This is a genomic window from Dactylosporangium roseum, assembly GCF_025264685.1.
GTDB lineage: Bacteria > Actinomycetota > Actinomycetes > Mycobacteriales > Micromonosporaceae > Dactylosporangium > Dactylosporangium roseum.
Map to the genome: position 1 here is coordinate 858,069 of NZ_CP073721.1, position 24,401 is coordinate 882,469.

At 70.4% G+C, this 24,401-nt stretch carries 22 protein-coding genes; 17 read left to right on the forward strand and 5 right to left on the reverse strand.

Features of this window, described 5'->3' with window-relative positions:
* The first annotated feature begins 136 nt into the window (after positions 1-136).
* The 8 genes from Drose_RS03965 to Drose_RS04000 all read left to right on the forward strand — a co-directional run bounded on the left by Drose_RS03965 (position 137) and on the right by Drose_RS04000 (position 8,529).
* On the forward strand, positions 137-1,192 hold the full coding sequence (locus tag Drose_RS03965; protein ID WP_260726795.1) for a BMP family lipoprotein: 1,056 nt from the start codon (positions 137-139) through the stop codon (positions 1,190-1,192).
* Positions 1,193-1,272: 80 nt separating this feature from the next.
* On the forward strand, positions 1,273-2,820 hold the full coding sequence (locus Drose_RS03970; protein WP_260726796.1) for an ABC transporter ATP-binding protein: 1,548 nt from the start codon (positions 1,273-1,275) through the stop codon (positions 2,818-2,820).
* Between the two features lie 169 nt (positions 2,821-2,989).
* Positions 2,990-4,225 carry an ABC transporter permease gene (locus tag Drose_RS03975; protein ID WP_260726797.1) on the forward strand — a complete coding sequence of 412 codons (1,236 nt, stop codon included), beginning with the start codon at positions 2,990-2,992 and terminating at the stop codon, positions 4,223-4,225.
* A complete protein-coding gene (locus tag Drose_RS03980) occupies positions 4,222-5,481 on the forward strand; it encodes an ABC transporter permease (RefSeq protein ID WP_260726798.1) in 1,260 nt (419 codons plus the stop codon). Before Drose_RS03975 ends, Drose_RS03980 begins: the two co-directional genes overlap by 4 nt.
* Before the next feature lie 3 nt (positions 5,482-5,484).
* The gene (locus Drose_RS03985; RefSeq protein WP_260726799.1) at positions 5,485-6,195 is read left to right on the forward strand and encodes a cytidine deaminase; all 711 of its coding nucleotides are present in this window, start codon (positions 5,485-5,487) and stop codon (positions 6,193-6,195) included.
* Positions 6,192-7,469 carry a thymidine phosphorylase gene (locus tag Drose_RS03990; RefSeq protein WP_260726800.1) on the forward strand — a complete coding sequence of 426 codons (1,278 nt, stop codon included), beginning with the start codon at positions 6,192-6,194 and terminating at the stop codon, positions 7,467-7,469. Before Drose_RS03985 ends, Drose_RS03990 begins: the two co-directional genes overlap by 4 nt.
* Complete coding sequence (locus Drose_RS03995) at positions 7,469-7,828, forward strand: cupin domain-containing protein (protein WP_260726801.1); 360 nt, start codon at positions 7,469-7,471, stop codon at positions 7,826-7,828. The genes Drose_RS03990 and Drose_RS03995 overlap by 1 nt, the downstream gene beginning before the upstream one ends.
* A 20-nt stretch (positions 7,829-7,848) precedes the next feature.
* On the forward strand, positions 7,849-8,529 hold the full coding sequence (locus Drose_RS04000; protein ID WP_260726802.1) for a DUF4272 domain-containing protein: 681 nt from the start codon (positions 7,849-7,851) through the stop codon (positions 8,527-8,529).
* Here Drose_RS04000 and Drose_RS04005 read toward each other — a convergent pair.
* Positions 8,526-9,341 carry a putative RNA methyltransferase gene (locus Drose_RS04005; protein ID WP_260726803.1) on the reverse strand — a complete coding sequence of 272 codons (816 nt, stop codon included), beginning with the start codon at positions 9,339-9,341 and terminating at the stop codon, positions 8,526-8,528. The two genes, Drose_RS04000 and Drose_RS04005, sit on opposite strands and share 4 nt — an antisense overlap.
* A gap of 17 nt (positions 9,342-9,358) precedes the next feature.
* Between Drose_RS04005 and Drose_RS04010 the strand changes: the two genes are divergently transcribed.
* From Drose_RS04010 to Drose_RS04030, 5 genes are all read left to right on the forward strand, one after another.
* Complete coding sequence (locus Drose_RS04010) at positions 9,359-10,426, forward strand: adenosine deaminase (protein ID WP_260726804.1); 1,068 nt, start codon at positions 9,359-9,361, stop codon at positions 10,424-10,426.
* 255 nt (positions 10,427-10,681) lie between these two features.
* Positions 10,682-14,050: a sensor histidine kinase gene (locus Drose_RS04015; protein ID WP_260726805.1), complete on the forward strand. Its 3,369-nt coding sequence runs from the start codon at positions 10,682-10,684 to the stop codon at positions 14,048-14,050.
* Positions 14,047-14,451: a roadblock/LC7 domain-containing protein gene (locus Drose_RS04020; protein WP_033358336.1), complete on the forward strand. Its 405-nt coding sequence runs from the start codon at positions 14,047-14,049 to the stop codon at positions 14,449-14,451. Before Drose_RS04015 ends, Drose_RS04020 begins: the two co-directional genes overlap by 4 nt.
* A 74-nt stretch (positions 14,452-14,525) precedes the next feature.
* Positions 14,526-14,903, forward strand: a complete 378-nt coding sequence (locus Drose_RS04025; protein WP_260726806.1) for a DUF742 domain-containing protein — start codon at positions 14,526-14,528, stop codon at positions 14,901-14,903.
* The gene (locus Drose_RS04030; protein ID WP_260726807.1) at positions 14,884-15,486 is read left to right on the forward strand and encodes a GTP-binding protein; all 603 of its coding nucleotides are present in this window, start codon (positions 14,884-14,886) and stop codon (positions 15,484-15,486) included. The genes Drose_RS04025 and Drose_RS04030 overlap by 20 nt, the downstream gene beginning before the upstream one ends.
* Before the next feature lie 369 nt (positions 15,487-15,855).
* Here the strand turns inward: Drose_RS04030 and Drose_RS04035 are convergent, their stop codons facing one another.
* Both Drose_RS04035 and Drose_RS04040 read right to left on the reverse strand, forming a co-directional pair.
* Entirely contained in the window at positions 15,856-18,975 is a 3,120-nt protein-coding gene (locus Drose_RS04035) for a hypothetical protein (RefSeq protein ID WP_260729985.1), read from the reverse strand.
* A 217-nt stretch (positions 18,976-19,192) separates the two neighbouring features.
* Complete coding sequence (locus Drose_RS04040) at positions 19,193-20,278, reverse strand: DNA primase (RefSeq protein WP_260726808.1); 1,086 nt, start codon at positions 20,276-20,278, stop codon at positions 19,193-19,195.
* Positions 20,279-20,508: 230 nt separating this feature from the next.
* On the opposite strand from Drose_RS04040, the gene Drose_RS04045 reads away from it, so the two are divergent.
* Positions 20,509-21,333 (forward strand): tyrosine-type recombinase/integrase, encoded by an 825-nt coding sequence (locus Drose_RS04045; RefSeq protein ID WP_260726809.1) that lies wholly within the window; start codon positions 20,509-20,511, stop codon positions 21,331-21,333.
* A 70-nt stretch (positions 21,334-21,403) separates the two neighbouring features.
* Here the strand turns inward: Drose_RS04045 and Drose_RS04050 are convergent, their stop codons facing one another.
* Both Drose_RS04050 and Drose_RS04055 read right to left on the reverse strand, forming a co-directional pair.
* A complete protein-coding gene (locus tag Drose_RS04050) occupies positions 21,404-21,688 on the reverse strand; it encodes a hypothetical protein (RefSeq protein ID WP_260726810.1) in 285 nt (94 codons plus the stop codon).
* 215 nt (positions 21,689-21,903) lie between these two features.
* Positions 21,904-22,164, reverse strand: a complete 261-nt coding sequence (locus Drose_RS04055; RefSeq protein ID WP_260726811.1) for a helix-turn-helix domain-containing protein — start codon at positions 22,162-22,164, stop codon at positions 21,904-21,906.
* A 306-nt stretch (positions 22,165-22,470) separates the two neighbouring features.
* On the opposite strand from Drose_RS04055, the gene Drose_RS04060 reads away from it, so the two are divergent.
* The 3 genes from Drose_RS04060 to Drose_RS04070 all read left to right on the forward strand — a co-directional run bounded on the left by Drose_RS04060 (position 22,471) and on the right by Drose_RS04070 (position 24,401).
* Positions 22,471-23,478, forward strand: coding sequence for a hypothetical protein (locus Drose_RS04060; RefSeq protein WP_260726812.1), 1,008 nt, complete (start codon positions 22,471-22,473; stop codon positions 23,476-23,478).
* 87 nt (positions 23,479-23,565) lie between these two features.
* Positions 23,566-23,829, forward strand: coding sequence for a hypothetical protein (locus Drose_RS04065; RefSeq protein ID WP_260726813.1), 264 nt, complete (start codon positions 23,566-23,568; stop codon positions 23,827-23,829).
* Complete coding sequence (locus Drose_RS04070; RefSeq protein ID WP_260726814.1) at positions 23,826-24,401, forward strand: hypothetical protein; 576 nt, start codon at positions 23,826-23,828, stop codon at positions 24,399-24,401. The genes Drose_RS04065 and Drose_RS04070 overlap by 4 nt, the downstream gene beginning before the upstream one ends.

The window sequence follows — 24,401 nt, forward strand, 5'->3', positions numbered from 1 at the left end:
GCCCTATAACGCACCGCTCCCAACCCGGCCGCAAACTGCAGAACTGTCGGTCCGAGGGCGTACGCTCCCGCCGTTGGGTTCACCGCGTTGGGGCGGTGCTTTGGGAAGGGAGACCGTCTTGCGCCGAGTGCGTGGGATGAAGGTTCTCGCGGCTGCCGCCGTGGCGATCGTCGCGTTGGGCACGGCCGCATGCGGCGATGACAGTGGCAGCGGGACGGGCAGCGACGGCAGCGCCCCTGCGAAGCAGAACGTCAAGGTGGGCCTCGCCTTCGACATCGGTGGTCGGGGCGACAAGTCCTTCAACGACTCCGCCGCCGCGGGCCTCGACCGGGTCAGGAGCGACCTCAACATCGATGTCAAGGATCTGGCCGCGGTCGCCGGCGAGAGCGAGAACGACAAGTATTCACGGCTGAAGCTGCTCTGCCAGAGCGGCTACAACCCGGTGATCGCCGTCGGCTTCGTCTACGACGGCGCCGACGCCAAGAACGGCCCGCTGGCCCGTGCCGCCAAGGACTGCCCGAACACCAAGTTCGCCATCGTCGACGGCGGCACGACCGCCGACAACGTGGCCGACCTCGTGTTCGCCGAGGAGCAGGGCTCGTTCCTGGTCGGTGCCGCCGCGGCCCTGAAGACCAAGACCGGCACGGTCGGCTTCATCGGTGGCTGCCAGGTCGACCTGATCAAGAAGTTCGAGGCGGGCTTCACGGCCGGTGCCAAGGCCGCCAAGGCCGACGTCAAGGTCCTGACCAACTACCTGTCGACCCCGGCCGAGGCCTGCAAGGGCTTCAACGACCCGACCGGCGGCAACACCGCCGCCAGCGGCATGTACGACAAGGGTGCCGACATCATCTACGCGGCGGCCGGCGGCTCCGGCACCGGCGTCTTCGAGGCTGCCAAGGCCAAGAAGACCCTCGCCATCGGTGTCGACTCGGACCAGTACAACACCGTGACCGACGCGTCGCTCAAGACGGTCATCATGACGTCGATGCTCAAGCGGGTCGACAACGCCGTCTTCAACTTCGTCAAGGACTACGCGGCGGGCAAGTTCAAGGCCGGTCCGACGGTGTTCGACCTGAAGGCCGACGGCGTCGGCTACGCCACCTCCGGTGGTCAGGTCGACGACATCAAGGACAAGCTCGACGGGTTCAAAGCCGACATCGTGTCCGGCAAGACCATGGTGCCGACGAAGTAGTAGCAAGTAACAGTAGACATCCGGTGCGTGGCGGGGGACTGTGATCCGGTCCCCCGCCAGCACGTGTTAGGAGCCTCTGGATGACCGCGGAACCACCCGCCGTCGAACTGAAGGGGATCACCAAAAGGTTCCCCGGCGTTGTGGCGAATTCCGACGTCAATCTCGCCGTCCGGAAGGGCACGATCCACGCGATCGTCGGTGAGAACGGTGCCGGCAAGTCGACCCTCATGAAGATTCTCTACGGGATGCAGGCCCCGGACGAGGGCGAGATTCTGATCGAGGGCCGCCCCGTGCGGTTCTCCTCGCCGCAGGGGGCGATCGAGGCCGGCATCGGCATGGTGCACCAGCACTTCATGCTGGCCGACAACTTCACGGTCGCCGAAAACGTCGTGCTCGGAGCCGAGAAGCTGCACGGGATCGGTGCGCGGGCCAGGACCAGGATCAAAGAGATATCCCAGCGGTACGGGCTGGGCGTCGAGCCCGACGAGCTCGTCGAGGACCTCGGGGTCGGCGACCGCCAGCGCGTCGAGATCCTCAAGGTGCTCTATCGCGGCGCCCGCATCCTGATCCTCGACGAGCCGACCGCGGTGCTGGTCCCGCAGGAGGTCGACGAGCTGTTCGGCAACCTCCGCGAGCTCATCCGCGAAGGCCTGACCGTGCTGTTCATCTCGCACAAGCTCCACGAGGTGCGGGCCGTCGCCGACGACATCACCGTCATCCGCCGCGGCACGACGGTCGCCTCCGTCAAGCCCGCCGACGTCACGGCCCGCCAGTTGGCCACGCTCATGGTCGGCAGCGAGCTGCCCAGCCCCGAGGCCCGCGAGTCGACCGTCACCGACGTGCCGGCCCTGGTCGTCAGGGGCCTCACCGTCACGGGCGCCGACGGCCGCCCGGTCGTCTCCGAGGCCACGTTCACGATCCACAAGGGCGAGGTCGTCGGCGTCGCCGGCGTCGAGGGCAACGGTCAGGCCGAGCTCGCCGAGGCGATCATGGGTATGCGGCCCGCCACCGGCACCGTGCTGCTGGGTGACACCGACGTGTCCGCCTGGACCACGCGCCGCCGGCGCGAGGCCGGTATCGGCTACATCCCGGAGGACCGGCACCGGCAGGGCCTGCTGCTCGACGCGCCGCTCTGGGAGAACCGCATCCTCGGGCACCAGACCCAGCGGCCCAACGCCCGCGGGCCCCTCATCGACGTCGGCGGCGCCCGGCGCGACACCATCCGGATCGTCGCCGAGTACGACGTCCGCACCCCCAACATCGACGTCGCCGCCGTGGCGCTCTCCGGCGGCAACCAGCAGAAGCTCATCGTCGGCCGCGAGATGAGCCACGCGCCCAAGGTGCTCATCGCCGCGCACCCGACCCGCGGGGTTGACGTCGGTGCCCAGGCCGCGATCTGGGACCACATCCGTAGTGCGCGCATCGCCGGGATGGGCGTGCTGTTGATCTCCGCCGACCTCGACGAGCTGATCGGCCTGTCCGACTCGCTGAAGGTCATCTACGGTGGGCGGCTGGTGGCCGACGCCGACCCCGCGACGGTCACGCCCGAGCAGCTCGGCGTCGCCATGACCGGCGCGACGACCGACCCGACCGCCGCCGCAGCGGGACAGCAGGAGGCCACCCCATGACCGGTCCGGAGCGCAGCGGAGGGGCCGGTCATCGTGGGCTCAGTGTGGAGGTCGTGCGGCCGGAGCGGAGCGGAGGGCGCATGACCGGTCCGGAGCGCAGCGGAGGGGCCGGTCGTCGACCGGCTCAGTGTGAAGGTCAGGACACCGACGAGCGAAGCGAGGAGGGGGCATGACCGCCGCCGTAGGCTCCCGGCGGATCGACCTCGGCAAGCTGCTACCGCAGCTCATCGCCCCTGTCGCGGCCCTGATCATCGCCGCGGCGATCTCGTCGGTCGCGCTGCTCATCAGCGGCAAGGACCCGCTGCTGGCCTTCCAGCATATGTACGACTACGGTACGGTGCCCGACTCGCAGGTCGAGATCCTCAACAAGGCCAGCGAGTACTACATCGCCGCCGTCGCGGTCGCCATCGGCTTCAAGATGGGCCTGTTCAACATCGGCGTCGAGGGCCAGTCGAAGATCGGCGCGTTCATGGCCGGCGCGCTGGCCAGTGCCTCCTTCATGAGCTGGGTCCCGGGACCGGTGCGGATCGTGCTGATCATCGTCGTGGCGATGATCGTCGGCGCGCTCTGGGCCCTCATCGCGGCGCTGCTGAAGACCCGGCGCGGGGTCAGCGAGGTCATCTCGACCCTGATGCTCAACGCCATCGGCGGCCTCGTCGTCACCTGGCTGCTCAACGACCACTGGGGTGTCCAGGAGCCCCGCGCGCAGATCAAGACCACCGGCATCCTGCCCGGAAACTCCCGGATGCCCGGCCTGCCGATCATCTCCGGCACCGACCAGAAGGTGCTCGGCTTCCTGGTGATCGCGGTGGTCCTGGGCGTCGTCTACTGGTTCGGCATCGGCCGCACCCGCTTCGGCTTCGATCTGCGGGCCACCGGCCACAACCCGAGCGCGGCGGTGGCCAGCGGCGTCGACGCCAAGCGGATGGTGATCGTCGCCATGCTGATCTCCGGTGCGATCGCCGGCCTGGTCAACCTGCCCCGCATGCTCGGCGAGAGCCACACCTACACCGAGGGCTTCGGCGGCATCGGCTTCACCGGCATCGCGGTCGCGCTGCTCGGCCGCAACCACCCGGTCGGCATGGCGCTGGGCGCGATCCTCTGGGGCTTCCTGGCCCGCTCGCAGCTCATCCTCGACCTCGACGGTATCCCCAAGGAGATCGTCCTGATCATGCAGGGCGTCGCCGTCCTGTCCGTGGTCATCGCCTACGAGCTGGCCGCCCGCATCGGCCGCCGCGCCCAGCAGAAACGGGTCGGTGTCGCGACCGCGGTCCCGGCCGGTTCGGCCCCGCTGGCCGCGGCCGGCGTCCCGACGGGCGGCGCCGGTGGCGCGACCGCCCCGGGCGCCACCGCGACGGAGACCCAGGCCAAGTCCGGTGACGCCGGCACGGAGGAGTCGAAGTGACCGCCGACACCATGCTCTCGACCGCTCCGGCGGCCCCGGCGGGCAAGCCGAAGTCGCGGCGGATGACCACCCCTAAGGTCCTGCTCATCATCGCCGGGGTGCTCATCGGTCTCTCGCTGGTGCACCTGCTCACCGGCGCCGACGACGTCACCTCGCAGGGCGCCGTCCAGGCGGCCCTCCAGGCCGCGATCCCGCTCGGCCTGGCCGGCCTCGGCGGCCTCTGGTCCGAGCGTGCCGGCGTCGTCAACATCGGCCTCGAAGGCCAGCTCATCCTCGGCACGTGGTTCGGCGCCTGGGGGAGCATCGAGTTCGGCCCGTGGGTCGGGCTGCTGCTCGGCGTCCTCGGCGGTGCCGTCGGCGGGCTCGTGCACGCGGTGGCGACCGTCACCTTCGGCGTCGACCACATCATCTCCGGTGTGGCGATGACGATTCTGGCGCCGGGCCTCGCGCGGTACCTCTCCTATCTCGCGTGGAACGGCACTCCCGGCGCCGGTGCGACCCAGTCGCCGACCGTGTCCCGCCTGCCCCGCGTCTCCGTGCCGTTCGTCGACGACCTGGCCGGGCTCGAGCGCAAGCACTGGTTCCTGATCAGTGACGTTGCCGGGGTCCTGCGTGGCCTGCTGGTCGACGTGTCGATCGTGACGATCCTCGTGGTGCTGCTGATCCCGCTGAGCTGGTGGCTGCTCTGGCGCACCACGTTCGGCCTGCGGGTCCGTTCCGTCGGCGAGGACCCGCACGCCGCCGAGAGCCTCGGCATCAACGTGTACCGGTACAAGTACTACGGCGTGATCATCTCCGGCGCGATGGCCGGCCTGGGCGGCGTGTTCCTGTCGACGGTGAGTTCGGCGATCTACCGAGAGGGCCAGACCGGTGGCCGCGGCTACATCGGTCTCGCCGCGATGATCTTCGGCAACTGGCGGCCGGGTGGCCTGGCGCTGGGCGCCTCCCTGTTCGGCTACACCGACGCGCTGCAACTGCGGCGCGGCAGCGAGTCGGTGCACGCCCTGCTCATCCTCGTGGGGGCGCTCCTGCTGGCGCTCGCGATCTGGGAGTTCCGGCGCCGCAACCGCGTGGTCGCCGTCGCTTCCGCCGTCCTGGGCGTCCTGTCCTACGTATTGTTCTTCTCGGTGGACACGATCCCGACGGCACTCGTGCAGGCCGCGCCCTACGTCACGGTCCTCGTGGTGCTGGCGCTCGCCGCGCAGCGGCTCCGACCGCCTGCCGCGGACGGCAAGCCGTACAGACGTGGAGGATGACGGGTGGACGTCGACTGGGCCGCGCTGCGAAGCGCGGCCATCACGGCGATGGAGCGTGCCTACGCCCCGTACTCGAACTTTCCGGTCGGCGCGGCGGCGCTCGTCGACGACGGCCGGGTGGTGGTCGGCTGCAACGTCGAGAACGCGTCGTACGGCCTGGGTCTGTGCGCCGAGTGCGGGCTGGTCTCCAACCTCCGGGTGACCGGCGGCGGCCGGCTCGTAGCGCTCGCCTGCGTCGACGGTGAGGGCCGCCCGCTCATGCCGTGCGGCCGCTGCCGCCAGCTCCTGTGGGAGCACGGCGGTCCGTCGCTGCTCATCGACCACGCGAGCGGGCCGCTGCCCATGACGGCGCTGCTGCCGTATGCGTTCGACGACACCGACCTGGAGCGGTTCGCGGCCGAGCGGGACAAGCAGCCGACCGTCCCGGCGGCGCTCGCGCTGAAGGTCGGCAGCGGCACCGTCTTCGTCCACCCCGAGATCGCCGCGGGCCAGCAGGTCTGGACCGCGTACTGGGAGCGCTCGTCCGGCACCGGCGACGACGAGCGGACGGGCATCCTCGAGGAGGGGCCGACCTGGGACACCGCCGCCGAGGCGGTCAACTGGGGCCGGATCCGCACGCCCCGTGTCGTCGTGATCGACGCGCAGGGCACCGCTAGCTGGGCGGGGGACACCCCCCGGCCGGCCGGCATCGAGCAGGACTGGAGCACCCGATGAGCTTCGCGGCCGTGGACGTCATCCGCACCAAGCGGGACAAGGGCCGCCTGAGCGACGAGCAGATCGACTGGGTCGTCGACGCGTACACCCGCGGCGCGGTCGCCGACGAGCAGATGTCGGCCCTGGCGATGGCGATCCTGCTCAACGGCATGACCGCCGCCGAGATCGCCCGCTGGACCGCCGCCATGATCGCCTCCGGCGAGCGGCTGGACCTGTCGGAGGTGGGGCGCCCGACCGTCGACAAACACTCGACGGGCGGCGTCGGCGACAAGATCACTCTGCCGCTGACGCCCCTCGTCGCCGCCTGTGGTGCGGCGGTACCGCAGTTGTCCGGCCGCGGTCTCGGCCACACCGGCGGCACGCTGGACAAGCTGGAGGCCATCCCGGGTTTCGGCACCAAGCTGACGAACGAGCAGTTCGTCGAGCAGTTGCGCACCGTGGGCGCGGCCATCTGCGCCGCGGGCGAAGGGCTGGCCCCGGCCGACCGCAAGCTTTACGCCCTGCGCGACGTCACCGGCACCGTCGAGGCGATCCCGCTGATCGCCAGCTCGATCATGAGCAAGAAGATCGCCGAGGGCACCGGCGCGCTGGTGCTCGACGTGAAGTTCGGCTCGGGCGCGTTCATGCGCGACGTGGCCGACGCCCGCGAGCTGGCCCAGACGATGGTCGAGTTGGGCAAGGCGCACGACGTGACCACGGTCGCGCTGCTCACCGACATGGAGGTGCCGCTGGGCCGCGCCGTCGGCCACTCCGTAGAGGTCGAGGAGTCGCTGGAGGTGCTCGCCGGCGGCGGCCCGCAGGACGTCGTCGCGCTGGCCATGGCGCTGGCGCGGGAGATGCTCGACGCGGCGGGTCTCGCCGACGCCGATCCGCAGGCCGCGATCGACGACGGCAGGGCGATGGACTCGTGGCGGGCCCTGGTCCGCGCGCAGGGCGGTGACCCGGACGCGCCACTGCCCGTCGCCGACGAGGTCGAGCGGATCACCGCCGACCGGGACGGTTATGTTGCCACCATGGACGCCTACGCCGTCGGGGTCGCCGCCTGGCGGCTCGGTGCCGGCCGGGCGCGCAAGGAGGATCCGGTCAGCTCCTCGGCCGGGATCATCCTGCACCGCAAGCCCGGCGCGGCAGTCAAGGCCGGCGACGTGATCATGGAGCTGCGCGCGGAGGACGCCGCGAAGCTGCCGGCCGCGCTGGAGGTGGCCCGCACCGCGGTGACCGTCGCCGAAGCTCCGCCGAATCCCCGACCGCTCATCCTGGACAGGATCTCCTGATGCCCGAGCTGATCAAGGCACCCACCCAGATCCCCGTGCCCGGCGGGAAGATCATCGACGAGTACGTGGGCCGGGTGAACTCCGGCGAATCCGCGGTCTCGGTCGCGAAGATGATCGCCCCGGGCGGCTGGACCGAGCCGTTCCAGACCCCGGTGTTCGACGAGTTCACGGTTGTGCTGCGCGGCACGGTCCGCGTCGAGTACGACGGCGGTGTCGTCGACGTCTCCGCCGGTCAGGCCGTGGTCACGCGGGCCGGCGAACGGATCCGCTACAGCACGCTCGACGGTGAAGACGCCGAATATGTGGCGATCTGTCTGCCCGCGTTCGCCCCTGACCTCGCCAATAGGGATCCGGACTGACGCTCGGCTACAGTGCGCGGGTGAGCGTCACGGCGCCGGACCCGCAGCGCGTGCGGGAGGCGAGTCTCGAAGAGCTGCACCGCCTGCGGCTTCCCCTTCCACCGCCCAACTTCGCCCTGTGCTGGGAGCCGGGAGACCTGGTGGAGTTGCGCCCCGGCGACGAGATCGAGGCGCGCGCCGCGGTCCTCAACGTGGTGCTCGCCCGCACCGTCGGCATGCCGCCGAAGCTCGCGATGACGTGGCTGCTGGAGGCGAAACTCGTCGATCGGCTGACCCTGCCGGAGTGGCACTTCGTCGCCGAGGGCGAGGGCGACGAGCGGTCCTTCGTGCTGCACCTGGAGGCGCTGTTCGCGCTGTCCTGGCTGTTGGGCATCGCGATGGACCTCGATCCGCTGCGCCCGTCGGCCGACGGGCTGCTGGAGCGCCTGCCCAACCTGCCGCAGGGCGAGACGTTCACCGCGTGGCGCTGCCGGACACTCGCGGCGCCGCGCGACGCGGCCTCGGCGGCAACGCTGCTGGACCTGTATTACTGCCTGGACTGGTCATACCTGGAGGCCGAGCGGCGCCGCCTGCCGCTGCCGGGCCAGGTGGACTCCAACGTCGTGGGTCAGCGGCGCTGGGCGCTGGAGTGGGCGGTGGTCTTCACCGGTCCGTACCACGGCCCCCCACCCAACTGGGAGGAAGTGGATCTCTCGACCTAGCGCCGTCGCCACACGGACAGCTCGACCGCCAGGGTGGCCTTGATCGGCTCGGCCAGCCCTGCCAGCCGAGCCCGCACCGCCGCGGCATCGACGTGCCAGGCGCTGGGGCCCATGCCGGCCAGGGCGGCCGCGTCGGAGCGGGGGAGTCGCAGCGGGGCCGTCAGCACGTGCGCCGATTCCTGGGTGAACCACCGCTCCAGGCCGCCGGCCAGCCGGGCGGGCTTCTCCGGGTCGACGCCGATCAGGCCCAGCGCCGCCACCAGCTCCGCCAGGTGGTCCGGCGTCGGGGTCACCACCACGAGCCGCCCCGACGGCCGGAGGATGCGGGCGAACTCGGCGCCCGAACGGGGGGCGAAGACGTCGAGGACCGCGTCGGCCGAGCCGTCGGCGACCGGCAGGCCCTGCCAGACGTCCGCCCGCACGGCACCCACCCTGGGATCGGCCCGGGCCGCGCGCCGCAGGGCGGGCTTCGACACGTCGACGGCCAGGCCGGTCGCCTCCAGGGCCAGCGCCCGCGCCAGGTAGTGCGCGGTCCCGGCACCGACCTCGACGACGAACCCGGCCGTGGCGACACACGAGCGCACCGCGTCGGCGATCACGTCGAAGTGCCCCGCCGCGAGCAGGGCCGCGCGGGCCGCGACCATCTCGGCGCTGTCGCCGGTGTGCACCGTCCGGCCGGCGGTCAGGTCGACGTACCCCTGCTTCGCCAGGTCGAACGAGTGCCCCCGTGGGCAACGAAACGCACGGTCACCGGGTGAAAGCGGATCGTGGCAGACCGGACAACGGAGATGTGTGATGACGGCGGCATGCACCCTACTAGTGTCGTTCCATGGTTGCACCTACCTACGACGAGATCCGTCGCGCGCCGAAGGCTCTGCTCCACGACCACCTCGACGGCGGACTGCGCCCCGCCACCATCCTCGACCTCGCCGTCGGCATCGGCCACGACCTGCCCGCCGCGACCCCCGAAGGGCTGGCCGAGTGGTTCGTCGCCGCCGCGGACTCAGGATCCCTGGAGCGCTACCTCGAGACGTTCTCACACACCGTGGCGGTGATGCAGACGGCGGACGCCCTGCACCGGGTGGCGCGGGAATGCGCCCTCGACCTGGCCGCCGACGGGGTGGTCTACGCGGAGGTCCGCTTCGCGCCGGAGCAGCACCTGGAGAAGGGTCTGACCCTGCCGGAGGTGGTGGAGGCGGTACTGGACGGGTTCCGCGACGGTTCGGGGGAGGCCGCCGCCGCCGGCAACCCGATCCGGGTCGGCACCCTGTTGACCGCGATGCGCCACGCGGCCCGCTCGATGGAGATCGCCGAGCTGTCGGTGCGATACCGCGACGCCGGCGTCGTCGGGTTCGACATCGCCGGGGCCGAGGCCGGCTTCCCGCCCACCCGCCACCTGGACGCCTTCGAGTACCTCCAGCGCGAGAACTCGCATTTCACCATCCATGCCGGCGAAGCGTTCGGCCTGCCGTCGATTTGGCAGGCCATCCAGTGGTGCGGCGCGGACCGGCTCGGGCACGGCGTGCGCATCGTCGACGACATCGGTCCGGACGGCTCCCTCGGCCGGCTGGCCGCATACGTGCGGGACAAGCGCATCCCGCTCGAGCTCTGCCCGTCGTCGAACGTGCAGACCGGCGCCGCACCCTCGATCCGGGAGCACCCGATCGGGCTGCTGCGTGACCTGCGGTTCCGGGTTACCGTGAACACCGACAATCGGCTGATGAGCGGCACCTGCATGTCCCGCGAGATGGCGCTGCTCGTCGAGGCGTTCGGCTACGGCTGGTCCGAGTTGCAGTGGTTCACGGTGAATGCCATGAAGAGTGCGTTCATTCCCTTCGATGAACGGTTGGCGCTCATCAACGATGTGATCAAGCCAGCCTATGCAAAGCTGGCTTGACGGTGACCGTGATGTCCATCTTTGTCGCCGATGATCATCTGGGTGTATCGGGTAAATCGCCCAGCGTAGGGGGATGATCGGCGGATATCACCATCAACCGTATCTTTCTTTCAACCTGGTGCATAAGGTGCAGCGGAAGGCCTGGGCTTTCTTCTTGAGACACAACATGGTGGAATCTCGGAGGTTCGGCCCAGTAGGGTCGGCCGGTCGCGGGTGCCCGCTGTTTCGCGGGGCGCCGGTTCGGAGGGCGGTGAAGTGAGCAAACGGCCAACGACGCGGGAGCCCGTCTCTTCGCGTCTGCGTTTCCCTGTCGGCCGGCTCCGGGACCTGCCGATCTGGTCGAAGCTCGGCCTGATCATGATCGTCCCCATCATCGCGACGATCGTGGTCGGTACCAATGGCCTCATCAACAACATCGGCGAGGCGAACGACGCCGATCGCGCTCGCACCCTCTCCGGACTGTCCGCCCAGGCGTCCGCGCTGGTCCACGAGTTGCAGAGCGAGCGCGCCAACGCGACGCTGCTGCTCGGTGTGCTCGGCCAGCCGGCCGATGTCGAGGCCCGCGCCGTCTTCGAGCGGCAGATCCAGAAGACCGAAGACGCGAGCAAGAACTACCGGCTCACCCGGTCCGGCCTGGCCGACCCGCCGGAGGACTTCCGGCGCCAGTTGGCCGCCATCGACACGCAGTTGCTCGATCTGCCGGGCATGCGCAAGCAGATCACCGACGGTGGCAAGGAGCTCCTGGCGAGCACCGTCGTCAACCGGTATCGCACGCTGATCGACGACCTGCTGAGCATCCGCGACAGCGCCGCCGAGATCTCCTCCAACCCCGAGCTCGGCGCCGACATGCGCGCCGCCGCCGCGATCTCCGAGATGAAGGAGCAGGTGGCCATCGAGCGGGTCGTCGTGCTCCGCGCGCTGACCAGCGGCACCTTCACGCCGCAGCTCCGCAAGGAGTTCGACGCCTCGCTGACCGGCTACGCGCAGGCCCAGGAGCAGTTCCGCGTCGTGTCCGAGCCGTGGCACCGCGACCTGTTCGACAAGAAGATCGCGGGCTCCGACCTGCGCGAGGCCGCCACGTTCGAGGGCAAGCTCACCCCGCTCACCGGCGACAGACTGCCCCCGCCGACGGAGCTGTTCACCGCAGCGGCGTGGGACAGCGCGATGGTCAACAAGGCCAACCTGCTGCGCGGCATCGAGTCCGAGTTCGACGAGCACAACATCGAGAGCGCGACCGCGCACCGCAACGACCTGCAGCAGCAGGTGCTCATCACCGCCGGCCTCCTGATCGGCATGCTCCTGCTGGCGATCCTCTTCGCCTGGATCGTGGCCCGGTCGATGGCACGTTCGCTGCGCGAGCTGCGCCACGGCGCGCTCACCGTCGCACAGTTCGGCCTGCCACAGGCCGTGCAGCGACTGCGTGACCCGTCGCTCGCCACGCAGATGTCACCGCACCAGGTGGCACTGCAGATCGCCGAGCCGCTGCCGATCCGCAGCCGCGACGAGTTCGGGCAGGTCGCCGAGGCGTTCAACGCCGTCCACCTCGAAGCCGTCCGCACCGCGGCCGAGCAGGCCGCCCTGCGGGCCAGTGTCGCGACGATGTTCGTCAACCTCGCCCGCCGCTCGCAGATCCTGGTCGACCGGCTCATCGGCCACCTCGACCGGCTGGAGCGCGGCGAGGAGGACCCGGACCGTCTGGCCGAGCTGTTCCAGCTCGACCACCTGGCCACCCGGATGCGCCGCAACGACGAAAACCTCCTGGTGCTCGCCGGCGCCGACTCCACCCGCATCCAGCGCGAGCCCGCGCCGCTCATGGACGTGCTCCGTGCCGCGCAGTCCGAGGTGGAGCACTACACGCGCATCGAGTTCGGCATGATCGACCGGGACATCGAGATCGCGGCCCACGCGGTCAACGACATGGTCCACCTGGTCGCCGAGCTGCTGGACAACGCCACCGCGTTCTCGCCCCCCGACTCGGCGGTCATCGTCGAGGCCCGGCGCGTCGGCGACCGCGCGGTGCTGCTGGTCGAGGACCACGGCATCGGCGTCTCGCCCGAGCAGTTGGCTGAGCTCAACGACCGGCTCGCCAATCCGCCGATGGTCGACGTGGCCGTCTCCCGGATGATGGGTCTCGTCGTGGTCGCCCGGCTGGCGGCCCGGCACGGCGTCAAGGTCGAGCTGCGCGCCGCCCGTGAGCGCGGCACCATCGCCGACATGACGCTGCCCACCGGCGTGCTCGTGCCGCGGGCGCTGTCCGGGCGGGCGACCGCCGGTATGCCGACCGCCGGTATGCCCGCCGTCGGTCCCAACGACATGGTCCAGGCCCGCCCGATCTCCCCGACACCGGCACCGCGGTCGCCGTTCGCCTCGCCGCTGGCGCTGGAGAGCGGGCCCATACCGAGCGGCGGTCCCCGGCTCGGCACGCTCACCAGCAGCGGGCTGTTCGGCTCCCAAGGCGGCACCGGGGAGCGCCCGACCGTCAACGACCTCGTCAACGGTGCACCGCCACGGCCGGCCCCACCGGCCGAACGGCCGTCGTTCGACGCTCCGCCGCAGCATCCGGCACCGTCCGGGCCGCCCTCCTACGGCAACGGAGCCGGCAACGGTGCCAGTAACGGCGCCGGCAACGGCGCCGGTAGTCGTAGCCTGCCCGCCTGGTCCGATCTGACCGGCGTCAACGGCACGACCCCGCAGCGGTCCGCCCCGCCGAGCGATTTCAGCCCGCTGCCCCAGCGGCGCGCGAACGAGAACTGGACGCTCGACGGTGAGGTCGCCGACAACGCCGACAACGGCGGCCAGATCCCGCGCCAGCGGCCGGAGACCCCGGAGACGCCGGCGGCCTTCACGCTGCCCGCATGGCCTCCGGCGACCACCCAGGCGCCGGTCCCCGAGCCGTACCAGCCCGCGCAGCCGGCCTTCCAGCCCCAGCAGCCGGCCTTCCAGCCCCAGCCGCCGGTCGACATGACGGCGGAGATCCCGCGGGTGCGGCTCGACTGGGACCCGGCGACCACGGATGGCGACTCCGCCGGCGACTCGCGGCAGCGCTTCGTCGACGAGACGATGGAGCTGCCGATCTTCCGGGAGCTGGAGTCGGCGTGGTTCCAGACGAAGCGCCCGAGTTTCGACGACCCCGCTCCGGCGGCCCCGCCTGCGCCCACGCCCGCCCCGGCGCCGGAGCGCAACGGCGCCGCCACCCGGCCGGTCGAGGTCACCTACAGCGACGCCCAGACTCCGTACGTGCCGGCCCAGCGGCTCGAAACCCGTTCTCCGGGTGAGAGTTCGCGAGGTTCGGCCGAGCGGGGGACAGGCGGTCCGGCAGTAAACTGGCACACTGCGGCAGACGAAGGATGGCAAGCGGCGGCGGCACTCGCCGATGCGCAGGAATTTACTACGACCGACAGAGGTTTGCCGAAGCGCGTTCCGATGTCGCAACTAGTTCCAGGTGGGGTTGAAAAGAATCCCGCCGCTGCGCACAAGAGGACGCCGGAGTCCGTGCGCGGTCTGTTGTCGGCGTATCACCGAGGCGTTCAGCGCGGCCGCACGCGGTCCGACGACTCGAAAACCCCGGAGCCGACTTCGGCCGGGCCTCAAAACTCGCAGGTTGGCAAGGAGCAAGAGGCATGACATCTACGCAGGATCTCGGTTGGCTGCTCGCCAACTTCGCGGACCGAGTGCCGGGGGTGGCCCACGCTGTCGCGGTCTCGGCCGACGGTCTGCTGTTGGCCGCCTCTCGTGACCTGCCGCGCGACCGTGGTGACCAGCTCGCCGCGATCGCGTCCGGCTTGGTGAGCCTGACCCAGGGCGCCTCCCGCTGCTTCGAGGGCGGTGCAGTGCTCCAGACCGTGGTCGAAATGGACAACGGCTTCCTGTTCCTCATGTCGATCTCCGACGGCTCGTCGTTCGCGGTCCTCGCGGCCCGCGCCTGCGACGTCGGCCAGGTCGGCTACGAAATGGCGCTGCTTGTCGATAGGGTCGGTGACGCGTTGACGCCACCCCCGCGGCCGACCGCGTCAATGCTCGGTTGAAGCTGAACTAGGTGACAGAGCACTATGCATTAGCTGTTGACGAGGCCCGACGAGTGAGGAGGTGAACGGCGAACATGGCCGAGCGCGATGAGCCAACGGGCGCGTTGGTAAGGCCGTACGCCGTCACCCGAGGTCGCACCCGGCCCAAGCTGGAAATTGCGATCGAGGCGCTGGTCGAGACCACCGTGCGTGGCCGTGCGGCCAATTCGAGGCCGGGCGGTGCGCACGGCCAAGAACAGCAATACATTTCCACGCTTTGCGACGGTCGCTTGCAGTCTCTCGCCGAGATCGCGGCGCGCATGCAGCTCCCGCTGGGTGTCGCCCGGGTGATCGTGGCGGACATGGCTGCCGACGGACTGGTCGCGGTGTACGAGCCGGCCTCGCTCGACGAAAACGAGTCGGTGGGCACAGAACTGCTTGAGAGGGTGCTGAGTGGACTTCGGAGGCTCTGACGTGGCGCACCGCCCAGGGCGGGTCACGTCAGCGAAGATCGTCATCGCCGGCGGTTTCGGCGTGGGCAAGACCACACTGGTCGGCTCGGTCTCGGAGATCACACCGCTGACCACCGAGGCCATCATGACCTCCGCCGGTGTCGGTGTGGATGACACCCGTAATGTGCCCGGCAAGACGACGACCACGGTCGCGATGGACTTCGGTCGTATCTCGATCGACCGAGATCTGATCCTGTACCTGTTCGGTACCCCGGGCCAGACCCGCTTCTGGTTCATGTGGGACGAACTGGTCCGCGGGGCCATCGGCGCGGTCGTCATGGTGGACACCCGCCGCCTCGCCGACTGCTTCGCAGCGATCGACTTCTTCGAGCACCGGCGCCTGCCGTACCTGGTGGCCATCAACTGCTTCGACGGCGTTCAGTACCACAACGCCGACGACGTGCGCGAGGCCCTCGCCATCTCGAGCGACGTCCCGGTGATCTCCTGCGACGCCCGCTCGCGCGAGTCGACCAAGAACGTGCTCATCTCGCTCGTGGAATACGTTCTGTCGATGCGGCGGGCCCGCGCCACGACGCCCGCCTGAGCCCACCCGACGCCCCTCAGCCGCACCGCGCACCGAGCAACCCCGTTGACGGGACCGCCCGGTGCGCGTTCGCGTTCGGCACTGCTCTCCCGGACCCAGCCTCGGCCGACCGCCGCGCCGTGGCGATGTGACAGGGCCCTTGCCGCCTCCAGGAAGCCGTCTGGCGCGAGTTTGGATCGTCCCGCTCCACGGGGAGTGCCTGTAGGGCCTCGCCGGCTCCAGCAGCGCCTGAGGCCGCGGCGGTGCCGGTCCCCGCCGCCCTCCTACCATCTCCGGTGCTCGATGAGTACACGACGCACGCCGGTGGCTTTCTCCGCCACGGAAAAGGCCGCGTCCAAAGCTGGACGCGGCCCTCTCGGTCCGGATGTGTCAGCGACGGGCGGAGCGGTACTCGTACTCGCGCTCCTGGTAGTCCTGGCCCGCCTCGCGGCTGAAGTCCCAGCCACCGGCAGACTCGCGGCCCGGGCGACCGCCGACGGCGAAGCCGCCGACCTCCTGGCCACGGCGCCAGCCGCGGAAGTAGCCCGTCGTGTGGGCCGCGATCTGGGCCGCGTCGCGGACGATGCGCAGTGGGCGCTCCGCGGCGCTGACTGGGGAGCCGGGGACCAGGTTCTGCTGGGGGACCCGCTTGGGAAGGCCGGAGTGGGTCTCGTCGCCGATCTGCGGAACGCTGGCCCGCTGGGCCGCCTGCCACGCCACGTCGTTCGAGTTTTCCCAGCTAACCTGGGGGCGCTCGGTCTCCGGGGTCTCGGAGTCCCAGTCGGTGAACCACGCGGACCGGGCGGCCGCGAAGATCAACAGGTCGCCGTCGCCGTCGCCGTTGTCCTGTGCCGCCGGCTTGGCTGCGGCGTCCGCACGCTCGGCCGCGGCCCGGCGGCTGCGACCGGCGCCGCTGCCGCTGCTGCGGGCGGTGGCACGTTCCGTCGCCGGCTCGACCAGACGGAGCGCCGGTGGCTCGAACCGGAACTCGCCGCTGTAGTCGCCGCTGAGCTCGTCGCTGTAGCTGCGAGTCAGCGCCGGATCCGGCACCGGGGCAGGCTCGACCAGCCGCAGGCCAGCCGGCTCGGCCGGCAGGTCACCGGTCTGCCACGGCGGCGGGATACGGCCTTCGCGCTGCCGGGGCAGCTCAACCTGGTGCTCGCTCCGCTCCGAGGCTTCCGAGCGCTCCGACCGGGACCGCTCGCTGCGTGAGATCTCCGTGCGGGACCGCTCCGACCGGGGAATCTCCGAGCGCGCCGACCGCGGGATCTCGGTGCGCGACGACGGGGCCTCGGCCTCGGCTCGCGCCCGCCGGGAGGCCCGGGACGGCTGCTCCTCGGCCTCGGCGCGGTTGCGCTCGGGACGGTTCAGCACTGCTGAGCGACCGTGGTCCGCGGTGCCCAGGCCGGGGAGTTCGCCGGACGGGTCCTTGCGGGCGCGGCTGTGCTTCGCCGACGGGGTCAGCTCTTCGAGGTCTGTGGGCGGCGCCGGAATGTCGCTGAGCCGCGGCAGGCTGCTCAGCTCCGAAGACGGGGCCAGCGGGTCGGAGAAGGAGAACGTCTTCTCCGGTGTCCCCCCGCCGCCGAGCGGCCAACCGGCGCGTGAACCCGGCGCCGGGGCAGCGGCGTCCAGGGTGGGCGGCTCACCGAGCGAGCTGAGGTCGCTCAGCCGAACGGTGTTGGACTCGGCCACGGCGGGCGGCACGGAGGCCGGAGCCGGGGGTGCCGAGGACGGCGGTGCCGACGGGCGCGCGACCGGTGCGAACGGGTCGTAGCCGAACGAGGGGTCGAACCGCGGAGGCTCCTCGGCGCCGCCGCCGAGCAGCGGGGCGATACTCGGTGGAGGCGGCGGCATGAGCGAGGCGAACTGCGGCTCGGCCGCGGCGGGCGCCGACGGCGGTGGGATCACCGGAGCCGGCGCGACCGGCGGCGGAGAGACCGGCTCGGGCGCCACCGGCAGCGGCGCGACGGGCACCGGCGCCGGCGGTTTCGGCTGGAGCGGCACCGGGATCGACTGCATCGACGCCGGAACGGGCCGCTGGAAGGTCGGCGGGGTCGGCGGCGCCGGTGCGTACATCGGGGTCGGCGGCTGATACGGCGCGGGGGTGTACCCCGGCGGTGTGGACACGACCGGCGGCGTGGACGTTACGGGCGGTGCCGAGGTCACCTGCCCGTAGGCGGCGGCCGCAGGCGTGTAGCCGGGCGGGGTGGAGATCACCGGCGGCGTCGACACGACGGCCGGCGGCCCGGAGACGACGGGCGAAGCGGCGGCCGGAGGTGCGGACACGACCGGCGGCTGGGGCTGCGTGGCAGCGGTCTGCGCCCGGCGGCGCCCGCCGACGGCACGCGACGCGGCCGACTCTTCGGCGCGTGCGGCCTCGGCGGCCCGGGACGCGACCCGCGACCGGGCCGGTGCGCTCTCGGCCGAAGCGGCGGGGGCTGCCGGGGCGCCGGCCCGCGACCGGGTGGGCGTGCTCTCGGCCGAGGCGGCCGCGCGTGAATGGGCCGACGCGGCGTCGGACGCGGTGCGCAGCGGCGTGGCGGGCGCGAGCGGCGCCGTGACACGCTGGCGGCCGGCCTGGGCACGGCTCACGGCCGAGCCCATCTTGTCGGCGAGCACGCCGACGAGGGCCGCCGCGGCGGCGTCGCTGGCGCGCACGGCCGCGACCGACTGCCGGATGGTCTCGGCGACGGCGGTGGTGAGGGCCCGGTTGACGCCGGTGCGGCGGGGAGTCTCGGCGATGGCGACCCGCAGGGCGGTGATCGCCTCACCGAGGGTCTTCGCGTCGGCGACACCGGTCTCGGCCAGTTCGGTGACGACCTGGTTGTCGCGGTTGCGACCGGCGGCGCCACCGCCGAGGATGCCGGGCTCCGGCAGCGCGTCGAGGATGGCCAGCGGGATCGGCTCGGCCGGGTCCGGGTAGGCCCGCAGCGCCGCCGGGTAGAGCTCGCGGAGCACCTCGCGGAGCGTGGCCGCGGCGCTCTGCCGTCCGGCGACGACGGCGGCGTGCGCGGCAAGCACCGGTTTGAGGGGGAGCATGTCCCGCGGCGGGCTCTGCCCGACCGCCGAGAGGACACCGGCCTGCAGCGCCCGGGCGAGGCCGACGGCGCGCCGCTCGGCGGCGTTGGACTGGATCTCCTCGGGGGAGTCGTCGTCGGCGAAGCGCTCGGCGTAGTCGTCCGCCGAGTCGTCGTCGGTGAACGCGAGGTTGCGGCCCGCGGCGGTCAGTAACTGGGTGACGACGTGGTCGTCGCTCTCGGCCGCGACCGCGACGGCGGACTGGCCGCCGGAGCGCTGCGCCAGCAGCGCGCTCAGCTCGGCGTAACCGCCGGCGTTGTCGCTCACCTCGCAGATGTCGATGAGTCGGCCGGCGTCGTCGACGACCGCGACGGTCAACCAGATGTCGGAACCCGACTGCGGCTCGGCGAGGTTAGCCGACGCCAGACCGCAGTACACCCGAACGAGCGCCACCGCGTCGTCCTCCTCCCGGGACAGCAGTTGAGCTTTCATTCACACGGCGGCGACGTGTCCCGGCGCCTCGCCCTGTGTAGCCGCAGGTCAAGCTGAACGACCTCTAGTGAACAGGGTGACGGCTGGTGACGCGATCAGCCTTTTCGGTCGAATGCCCCGCTGGCTGATCGTCGTCCGTCGTCGCCACCGTCCGGCTAGGGGACGGGTCGTGCCCGCCGTGCCAAGTGCCCACGGCTTAGATCCTGTCGGTCACAAATCAATCACGCCAGTCCACGGCGGCAGAAATCTTGCCGATTATGGTCCGCCAGCCGAGGGCTGCCTGTTGTGCCCCGATTTTCTTGAGCCGCCGCTTCGCGAAGAAGCCACCGACACCACCGCCAGCCGCAGCTCGCAGCCCTTCGTCGAGGTCATCGAGCGGGGAGCCGGGGGCGAGAGCGGTGCGGACCGGCTCGAGCCGCAGCGCGTAAGCAAGGTCACGCGCGGCCTCGCCGGCGGCGAGCAAGAGGTCGGTGTCCCACGCGTCCTGGCCGCCGCGGAGGTTCTCCACGACGAGATCCAACTCGTACCGATCCTCGTCCTTCGGGACGACCGCCGACGCGGTGATGCGCGTCTTGAGGCTCTCCCAGGTGTCGAGTTGCCGGAGGTCGTGCTCCGCGTCGGACCGCACGAACTCGACGAGGCCCTCGACACTGCGGAAGAGCAGGAGCTTGCCCTGGTGGCTGAGGAAGGCGGGCACCTCTTCAGGCTCCTCCTCTTCCTCTTCTTCCTCCTCGACTTCCTCGGCCTCGGCTTCCTCGTCGGCGGAGGCCCCTTCCTCGTCGATCTCGTCCTTGCCCTTGCCCTTGCCCTTGTCCTCGTCGTCGTCGTCCGTCTTGTCGGCGTCGGACGCGGAAGTCTCATCCTCGGAGCGCTGCTTCTTGGCGGTGGACGCCTTCTTGGGCGCCGGCGCCTCCTCGGGTGCTTCCTCGAACATCTCGGGGTTTTCGAGGATGACGACCTCGTCCTCGTCCACGTCGTCCTCGCGGCGGCGCAGGACGGCGAAGTCGTCGTCCTCCTCCTCCGGGATCTCGGTCGGGGTCAGCTCGCTGGACAGCCGGTATGCCCGCAGCGTGTAGCCCACACCCTTGGGCAGTGCCAGCTCGACCGGCTCGATCCGAACATTGCTCCACATCGCGTCGGCCTGTGCCGAGCGCTCGCTGCCGCCGTCCTCCTCGTCGAAGTCGGCGTCCTCGTCGAGATCGCTCTCGGCGTCCTCGTCGGCGTCGGCGACGTCGTCCAGCTCTTCGACCTCGTCGACGGCTTCGTCCTTCTTGGCGGACGAGCGGGAAGACTGGCGGGCCACTGTGACCTCCATAGTCGGGCTCGGCGTGCGGGCACACGTGGCCTCGCGCACAAACACCCTATAGTGCCACTCTGCCCGATCGGCCGAGGGATACACGTCCGCCCACCCGACGCAATGGTCCGTCCAGAGGACCCGGAAGGGCGTCGGGCAGTGAGGACACCCGCCGACCGGTCCGCCGTCGTAACGGTCCGTCGATAGCATCATTTCCGAGAGCGGCGTGAGATCAGACCATGAGTGATCTCATCGATGAGCACCTCGAATGGTGCGAAGAGATCGGGCTCAGCCCGAACACCATCAGCATGCGCGGCTACGTCCTGCGCGACATCGACCGGCACCTCGTCTCGATCGGCGTCGTCGACGGCGTCGAGGCGGCACGGCCGTCCGAGATCAGGCACTTCATCAGCACCAAGAACAGCCGGGCGTGGCGGCACAACATCCGCAACCACCTCAACGCGTTCTTCGTCTGGGCGACGGTCGAGGCCGAAATCCTGGACTGGTCGCCGATGGGCAAGGTGCCGCGTGTCCGGGTGCCCGCGAGAGTCCCGAAACCGGTCGACGGGCATCTTCTCAACCGGATCGTGGAGGAGTCCATCCCGGTCTGGCGGCTGGTCGCGATCCTCGGCGGCTGGGCCGGACTGCGTGACTGCGAAATCGCCCGCCTGAGCCCGGCAGACGTGGGCGTCGAGTCGCTCCGAATCCTCGGCAAGGGCGACAAGATCGGCGAGGTCGATCTACACCCCAAGGTCCGCAACGAGCTGGACCGATACCTGGGGGAGGAGCCGTACGTCGTGCAGGCGGGCGGCCGTGCCGACCCACGGTGGATCTCCAGGCGAGGAGGCGAGTACTACAAGACGCTCACCGGGAAGCGGATCACCCCGCACATGTTCCGGCACTCGTTCATCACTGGCGTGCTCGCCGCGACCGGGAACCTCGCGACCGCGCAGGCCGCGGCTCGGCACTCCAGCATCACCAGCACCGTCGGGTATGCCGCTTTGGTGAACGGGGAGCGCCGGCGTGGAATCCTCGCGCTCCCCGATCATGCCGATCCCGCCTGATAGCAGTACCGACAGGTAGCAGTATCGCGCCCCCGCTGGCCAGATCTGGTCAGCGGGGGCGCGAGTCGTTCTATCGGGTGCGGCGAGGGCGGCGCCCGGGGTGGAAGTTGAGGGTGACGCTCTCGATGATGTTGGGGATGACGCTGCGGGAGGCGATCAGGATGCGGTCGACCTCACCGTTTGAGACCATGGCGTTCGCGGAGATCCATCCGTCGCTGCCGTCTGGGGGATCGGCTGCGGTCGCTGCGATCTCGTACTCGGCCAGCCCTTCGGTGATCTCCACGCAGGCCGCGCGTTGCGTTTCGATCTCCTCGGCGGTGCCGCGGGCATACATGACCAGCCGCACTGCGGACATGAGGCTCCTCCCTCTCGTCGTTGCCACGTGCTGGCAGCGACGGGGGAAGGGCGTCGTTGCCCTCGCGGTTAGATCCGGCAGCCCTCCCCGGGACTTGTGTCGGATCCCCGACAGTTAACTGCGGGTGAACACCAGGTTACGCACCAGTAAAACGTCTGATCAATCCACCAGATGGGTGACGCAGAACCACTTGACCGGACGCTTGCTTCCGGGCATCAGCGGGCGGACTGACCCTCGCCCGGCTCCTCTTGCGCGGCCTTGGCCTGCCGGAGCGCGTTCAACTCACGGCGGACGTCGGCGGGGTTGCAGGTGCGATGTCTGCTGGCCGGTTTGTTGACGGTGCGGATCTGGCCCTTGACGAGCATCAGGTGCATCTTCGACCGGCTGACGCCGAGCAGCTTCGCGGCCTCGCCGGGCGTCAGCCACTCGCCGGCGTTGAGACGCCGTTCGAGTCCGGCCGCGTCCGCGTTGACCATGCGCCCTGCCCTTGTTGTCGGTTGCGTCGCATCGTACCGATCGTGCACGGCGTTTGCGATCACCAGGGCTGTCACCCGTCGAGTATTGCCTAACGTTCGCGTTGTGCACAACGTCCACATCGTGCAACACTGTCCGGCATGACCAACCACCCGTCGACCAACCAACCGGCACTCGACCCGACCGACCAACCCCCGGTTGACGGTCGGGCAGCCAACCGGTTGGGTGCGCTGTTCTACTCCGTGGTTGCCGTGGTTGCCCTGGTTGGCCAGGCCGGAGCTGCGGTTGGTTGGCTTCACTGGCCGGTTGTGTTCGCGGTGGTTGCTGTCGCCGCGCTGGAGTTGGGCGGGATCGTCCTGTCGGTGATCGCCGACCAGCGGCGCCGGTTGGGTGAGCGGGCCATCGCCGCCCGGTTGCTCTCGGCGGCGGTTGCCTGCTTCGCGGTTGGGCTCAACTGGTTCGGTCACGGCGAGAAATTGGCCGCCGGTTTCTTCGCCGGTTTCTCCGCCCTCGGCTACCTGGTCTGGTTGATCCAGTCAGGCAACCGGCGCCGCGACCAGCTCCGCGCGACCGGGATGCTCCCGCCCGTACCACCCGCCTACCCGGTTGGTCACTGGATGCGGAATCCGTGGATCACCTCCCGGGCCCGGCAGCTCGCGCTCGCCGACACCAGCCTCGGCCTGTACCCGTCGCTTGACCTGGCCCGGGATCAACTCCGGACCGAGCAGCGGGAGCGGGCGATCGCCGAGGTGTTGCGGAAGGAGCTCGCGAAGAGCGGCGACCGGTTGGCCGCGAAGATCGCGGTCACCACCTACGACCTCGACCAGGTTGCCGCCCGGTTGCGCGACCAGGCGGACTACAGCGGGCTGACCTCGCTGGTTGCTGCGCGGCTCGACCCGACTCGGTTGCTCAACCAGCAACCGGCGGTCGGGTTGGCCCTGCCAGCAGCACCAACCACCCAACCAGAGATCCCGGTCGACCAGCCCTCGACCGAGCCGGAGCCGACCACCCAACCAGAGGTCGCGCAACCGAGGGTCGAGCAACCGGCGGTCGCCGAACCGTCCAACCGGGGGTCGAGCAACCGGCACCGGTTGGAGGTGGTTGGCGAACGGGCCGCGGTCCGCAACGCCCGGGTGCTCCGCGAGATCTACCCAACCGGCCTCCCGGAGGTTGAGCGTCAGATCCGCGACCGGACCGGTTGGTCGAAGGTGCGCGTCGAGGCGGCGGTTGCTGCCTACCTCGCTGGCGAGGACCTGCCGGCGGAGTCCGGTGGCGACGCCGACGATGCGGACCCTGAATTGGCCGCTACCGCATAGACCGCGAGGGCGCGGCCACCAGGCATAGGAAACCGGGCCGCGCCCTCGCTCCCCTACCCTCCCCTACCGAAATAGGAGAAGTAGTTCATGGAGTCTACGGCGATCCTTGCCTGGATCCACGCAACCGACGGCAGGAGAGAGGTCTGGCCGGTCGGCCGGTACCTGGTCGACCTCGACCTGGCCCCGTCCGCTGTCGCCCGTACCGCCGACCGGCTGAACCGGATCGCGGAGCAGGTCGCTGCCGACGATCTGGTGCACGGCGACCCGGGCCGCTATCAGGTCGAGGTCGTCGATTTCCACAGCCGGGAGACGCTCTTCCGCTGGATCTACACACCGGACGGTGGGCTGTGATCAGCTACCTCGCTGCGCCGGTCGACGCCCCCAGCGACTCGATCATGAACGCATCCGCCGTGTTCATGGCCCTGCTGCTCGCCTTGATCCTGGACTACTCGGCCGCGGGCTCAACCTCGCTCCGCGACAAGATGATCCTGGTTTTCGGCACGCCAGCCATCTATTGCGGCTGGAACGAAGGCCCCCTCGACATCTGGATCGTCCAACAGATCTCCAACGGGATGGACTGGCTCCTCGCCCACTCCGGCGCGCTCCATTTCGCCGGGGTCTCATCGGTGCGGGTCATCGGCATGATCAGCGGCTGCCTGTTCGTCTACGCGGTGTTCGCCCTGCTGCCGAACAAGATCAAGGCGGTGATGGGCAAGCGGGCGGCGTGGCTCGGCAAGGCCGTGTCGTGGAAGTTGCCGGAGACCACCGGCCGCATCAATTTCAAGCTCTGGGCCGTCGCCGCTGCTCTCGGCCTGTTCGGCGATCTGGCGCGCGGCGCTGTCGGTGGCCCTGTCGTCCCGGCGATCAAACTCGCCGCCCAGCTCGTCAACTGGGTGCTCTCGTGGGCCTTCGGAACGGAGTGA

Excerpts from the sequence above, each read along its gene's own strand:
- Drose_RS04025 (WP_260726806.1), top strand. The coding sequence starts at position 14,526 with ATGGCCGAGCGCGATGAGCCAACGGGCGCGTTGGTAAGGCCGTACGCC.
- Drose_RS04055 (WP_260726811.1), bottom strand. The coding sequence starts at position 22,164 with ATGGTCAACGCGGACGCGGCCGGACTCGAACGGCGTCTCAACGCCGGC.
- Drose_RS04010 (WP_260726804.1), top strand. The coding sequence starts at position 9,359 with ATGGTTGCACCTACCTACGACGAGATCCGTCGCGCGCCGAAGGCTCTG.
- Drose_RS03975 (WP_260726797.1), top strand. The coding sequence starts at position 2,990 with ATGACCGCCGCCGTAGGCTCCCGGCGGATCGACCTCGGCAAGCTGCTA.
- Drose_RS03970 (WP_260726796.1), top strand. The coding sequence starts at position 1,273 with ATGACCGCGGAACCACCCGCCGTCGAACTGAAGGGGATCACCAAAAGG.
- Drose_RS04065 (WP_260726813.1), top strand. The coding sequence starts at position 23,566 with ATGGAGTCTACGGCGATCCTTGCCTGGATCCACGCAACCGACGGCAGG.
- Drose_RS04045 (WP_260726809.1), top strand. The coding sequence starts at position 20,509 with ATGAGTGATCTCATCGATGAGCACCTCGAATGGTGCGAAGAGATCGGG.
- Drose_RS04035 (WP_260729985.1), bottom strand. The coding sequence starts at position 18,975 with ATGAAAGCTCAACTGCTGTCCCGGGAGGAGGACGACGCGGTGGCGCTC.
- Drose_RS03990 (WP_260726800.1), top strand. The coding sequence starts at position 6,192 with ATGAGCTTCGCGGCCGTGGACGTCATCCGCACCAAGCGGGACAAGGGC.
- Drose_RS03995 (WP_260726801.1), top strand. The coding sequence starts at position 7,469 with ATGCCCGAGCTGATCAAGGCACCCACCCAGATCCCCGTGCCCGGCGGG.
- Drose_RS04020 (WP_033358336.1), top strand. The coding sequence starts at position 14,047 with ATGACATCTACGCAGGATCTCGGTTGGCTGCTCGCCAACTTCGCGGAC.
- Drose_RS04050 (WP_260726810.1), bottom strand. The coding sequence starts at position 21,688 with ATGTCCGCAGTGCGGCTGGTCATGTATGCCCGCGGCACCGCCGAGGAG.
- Drose_RS03965 (WP_260726795.1), top strand. The coding sequence starts at position 137 with ATGAAGGTTCTCGCGGCTGCCGCCGTGGCGATCGTCGCGTTGGGCACG.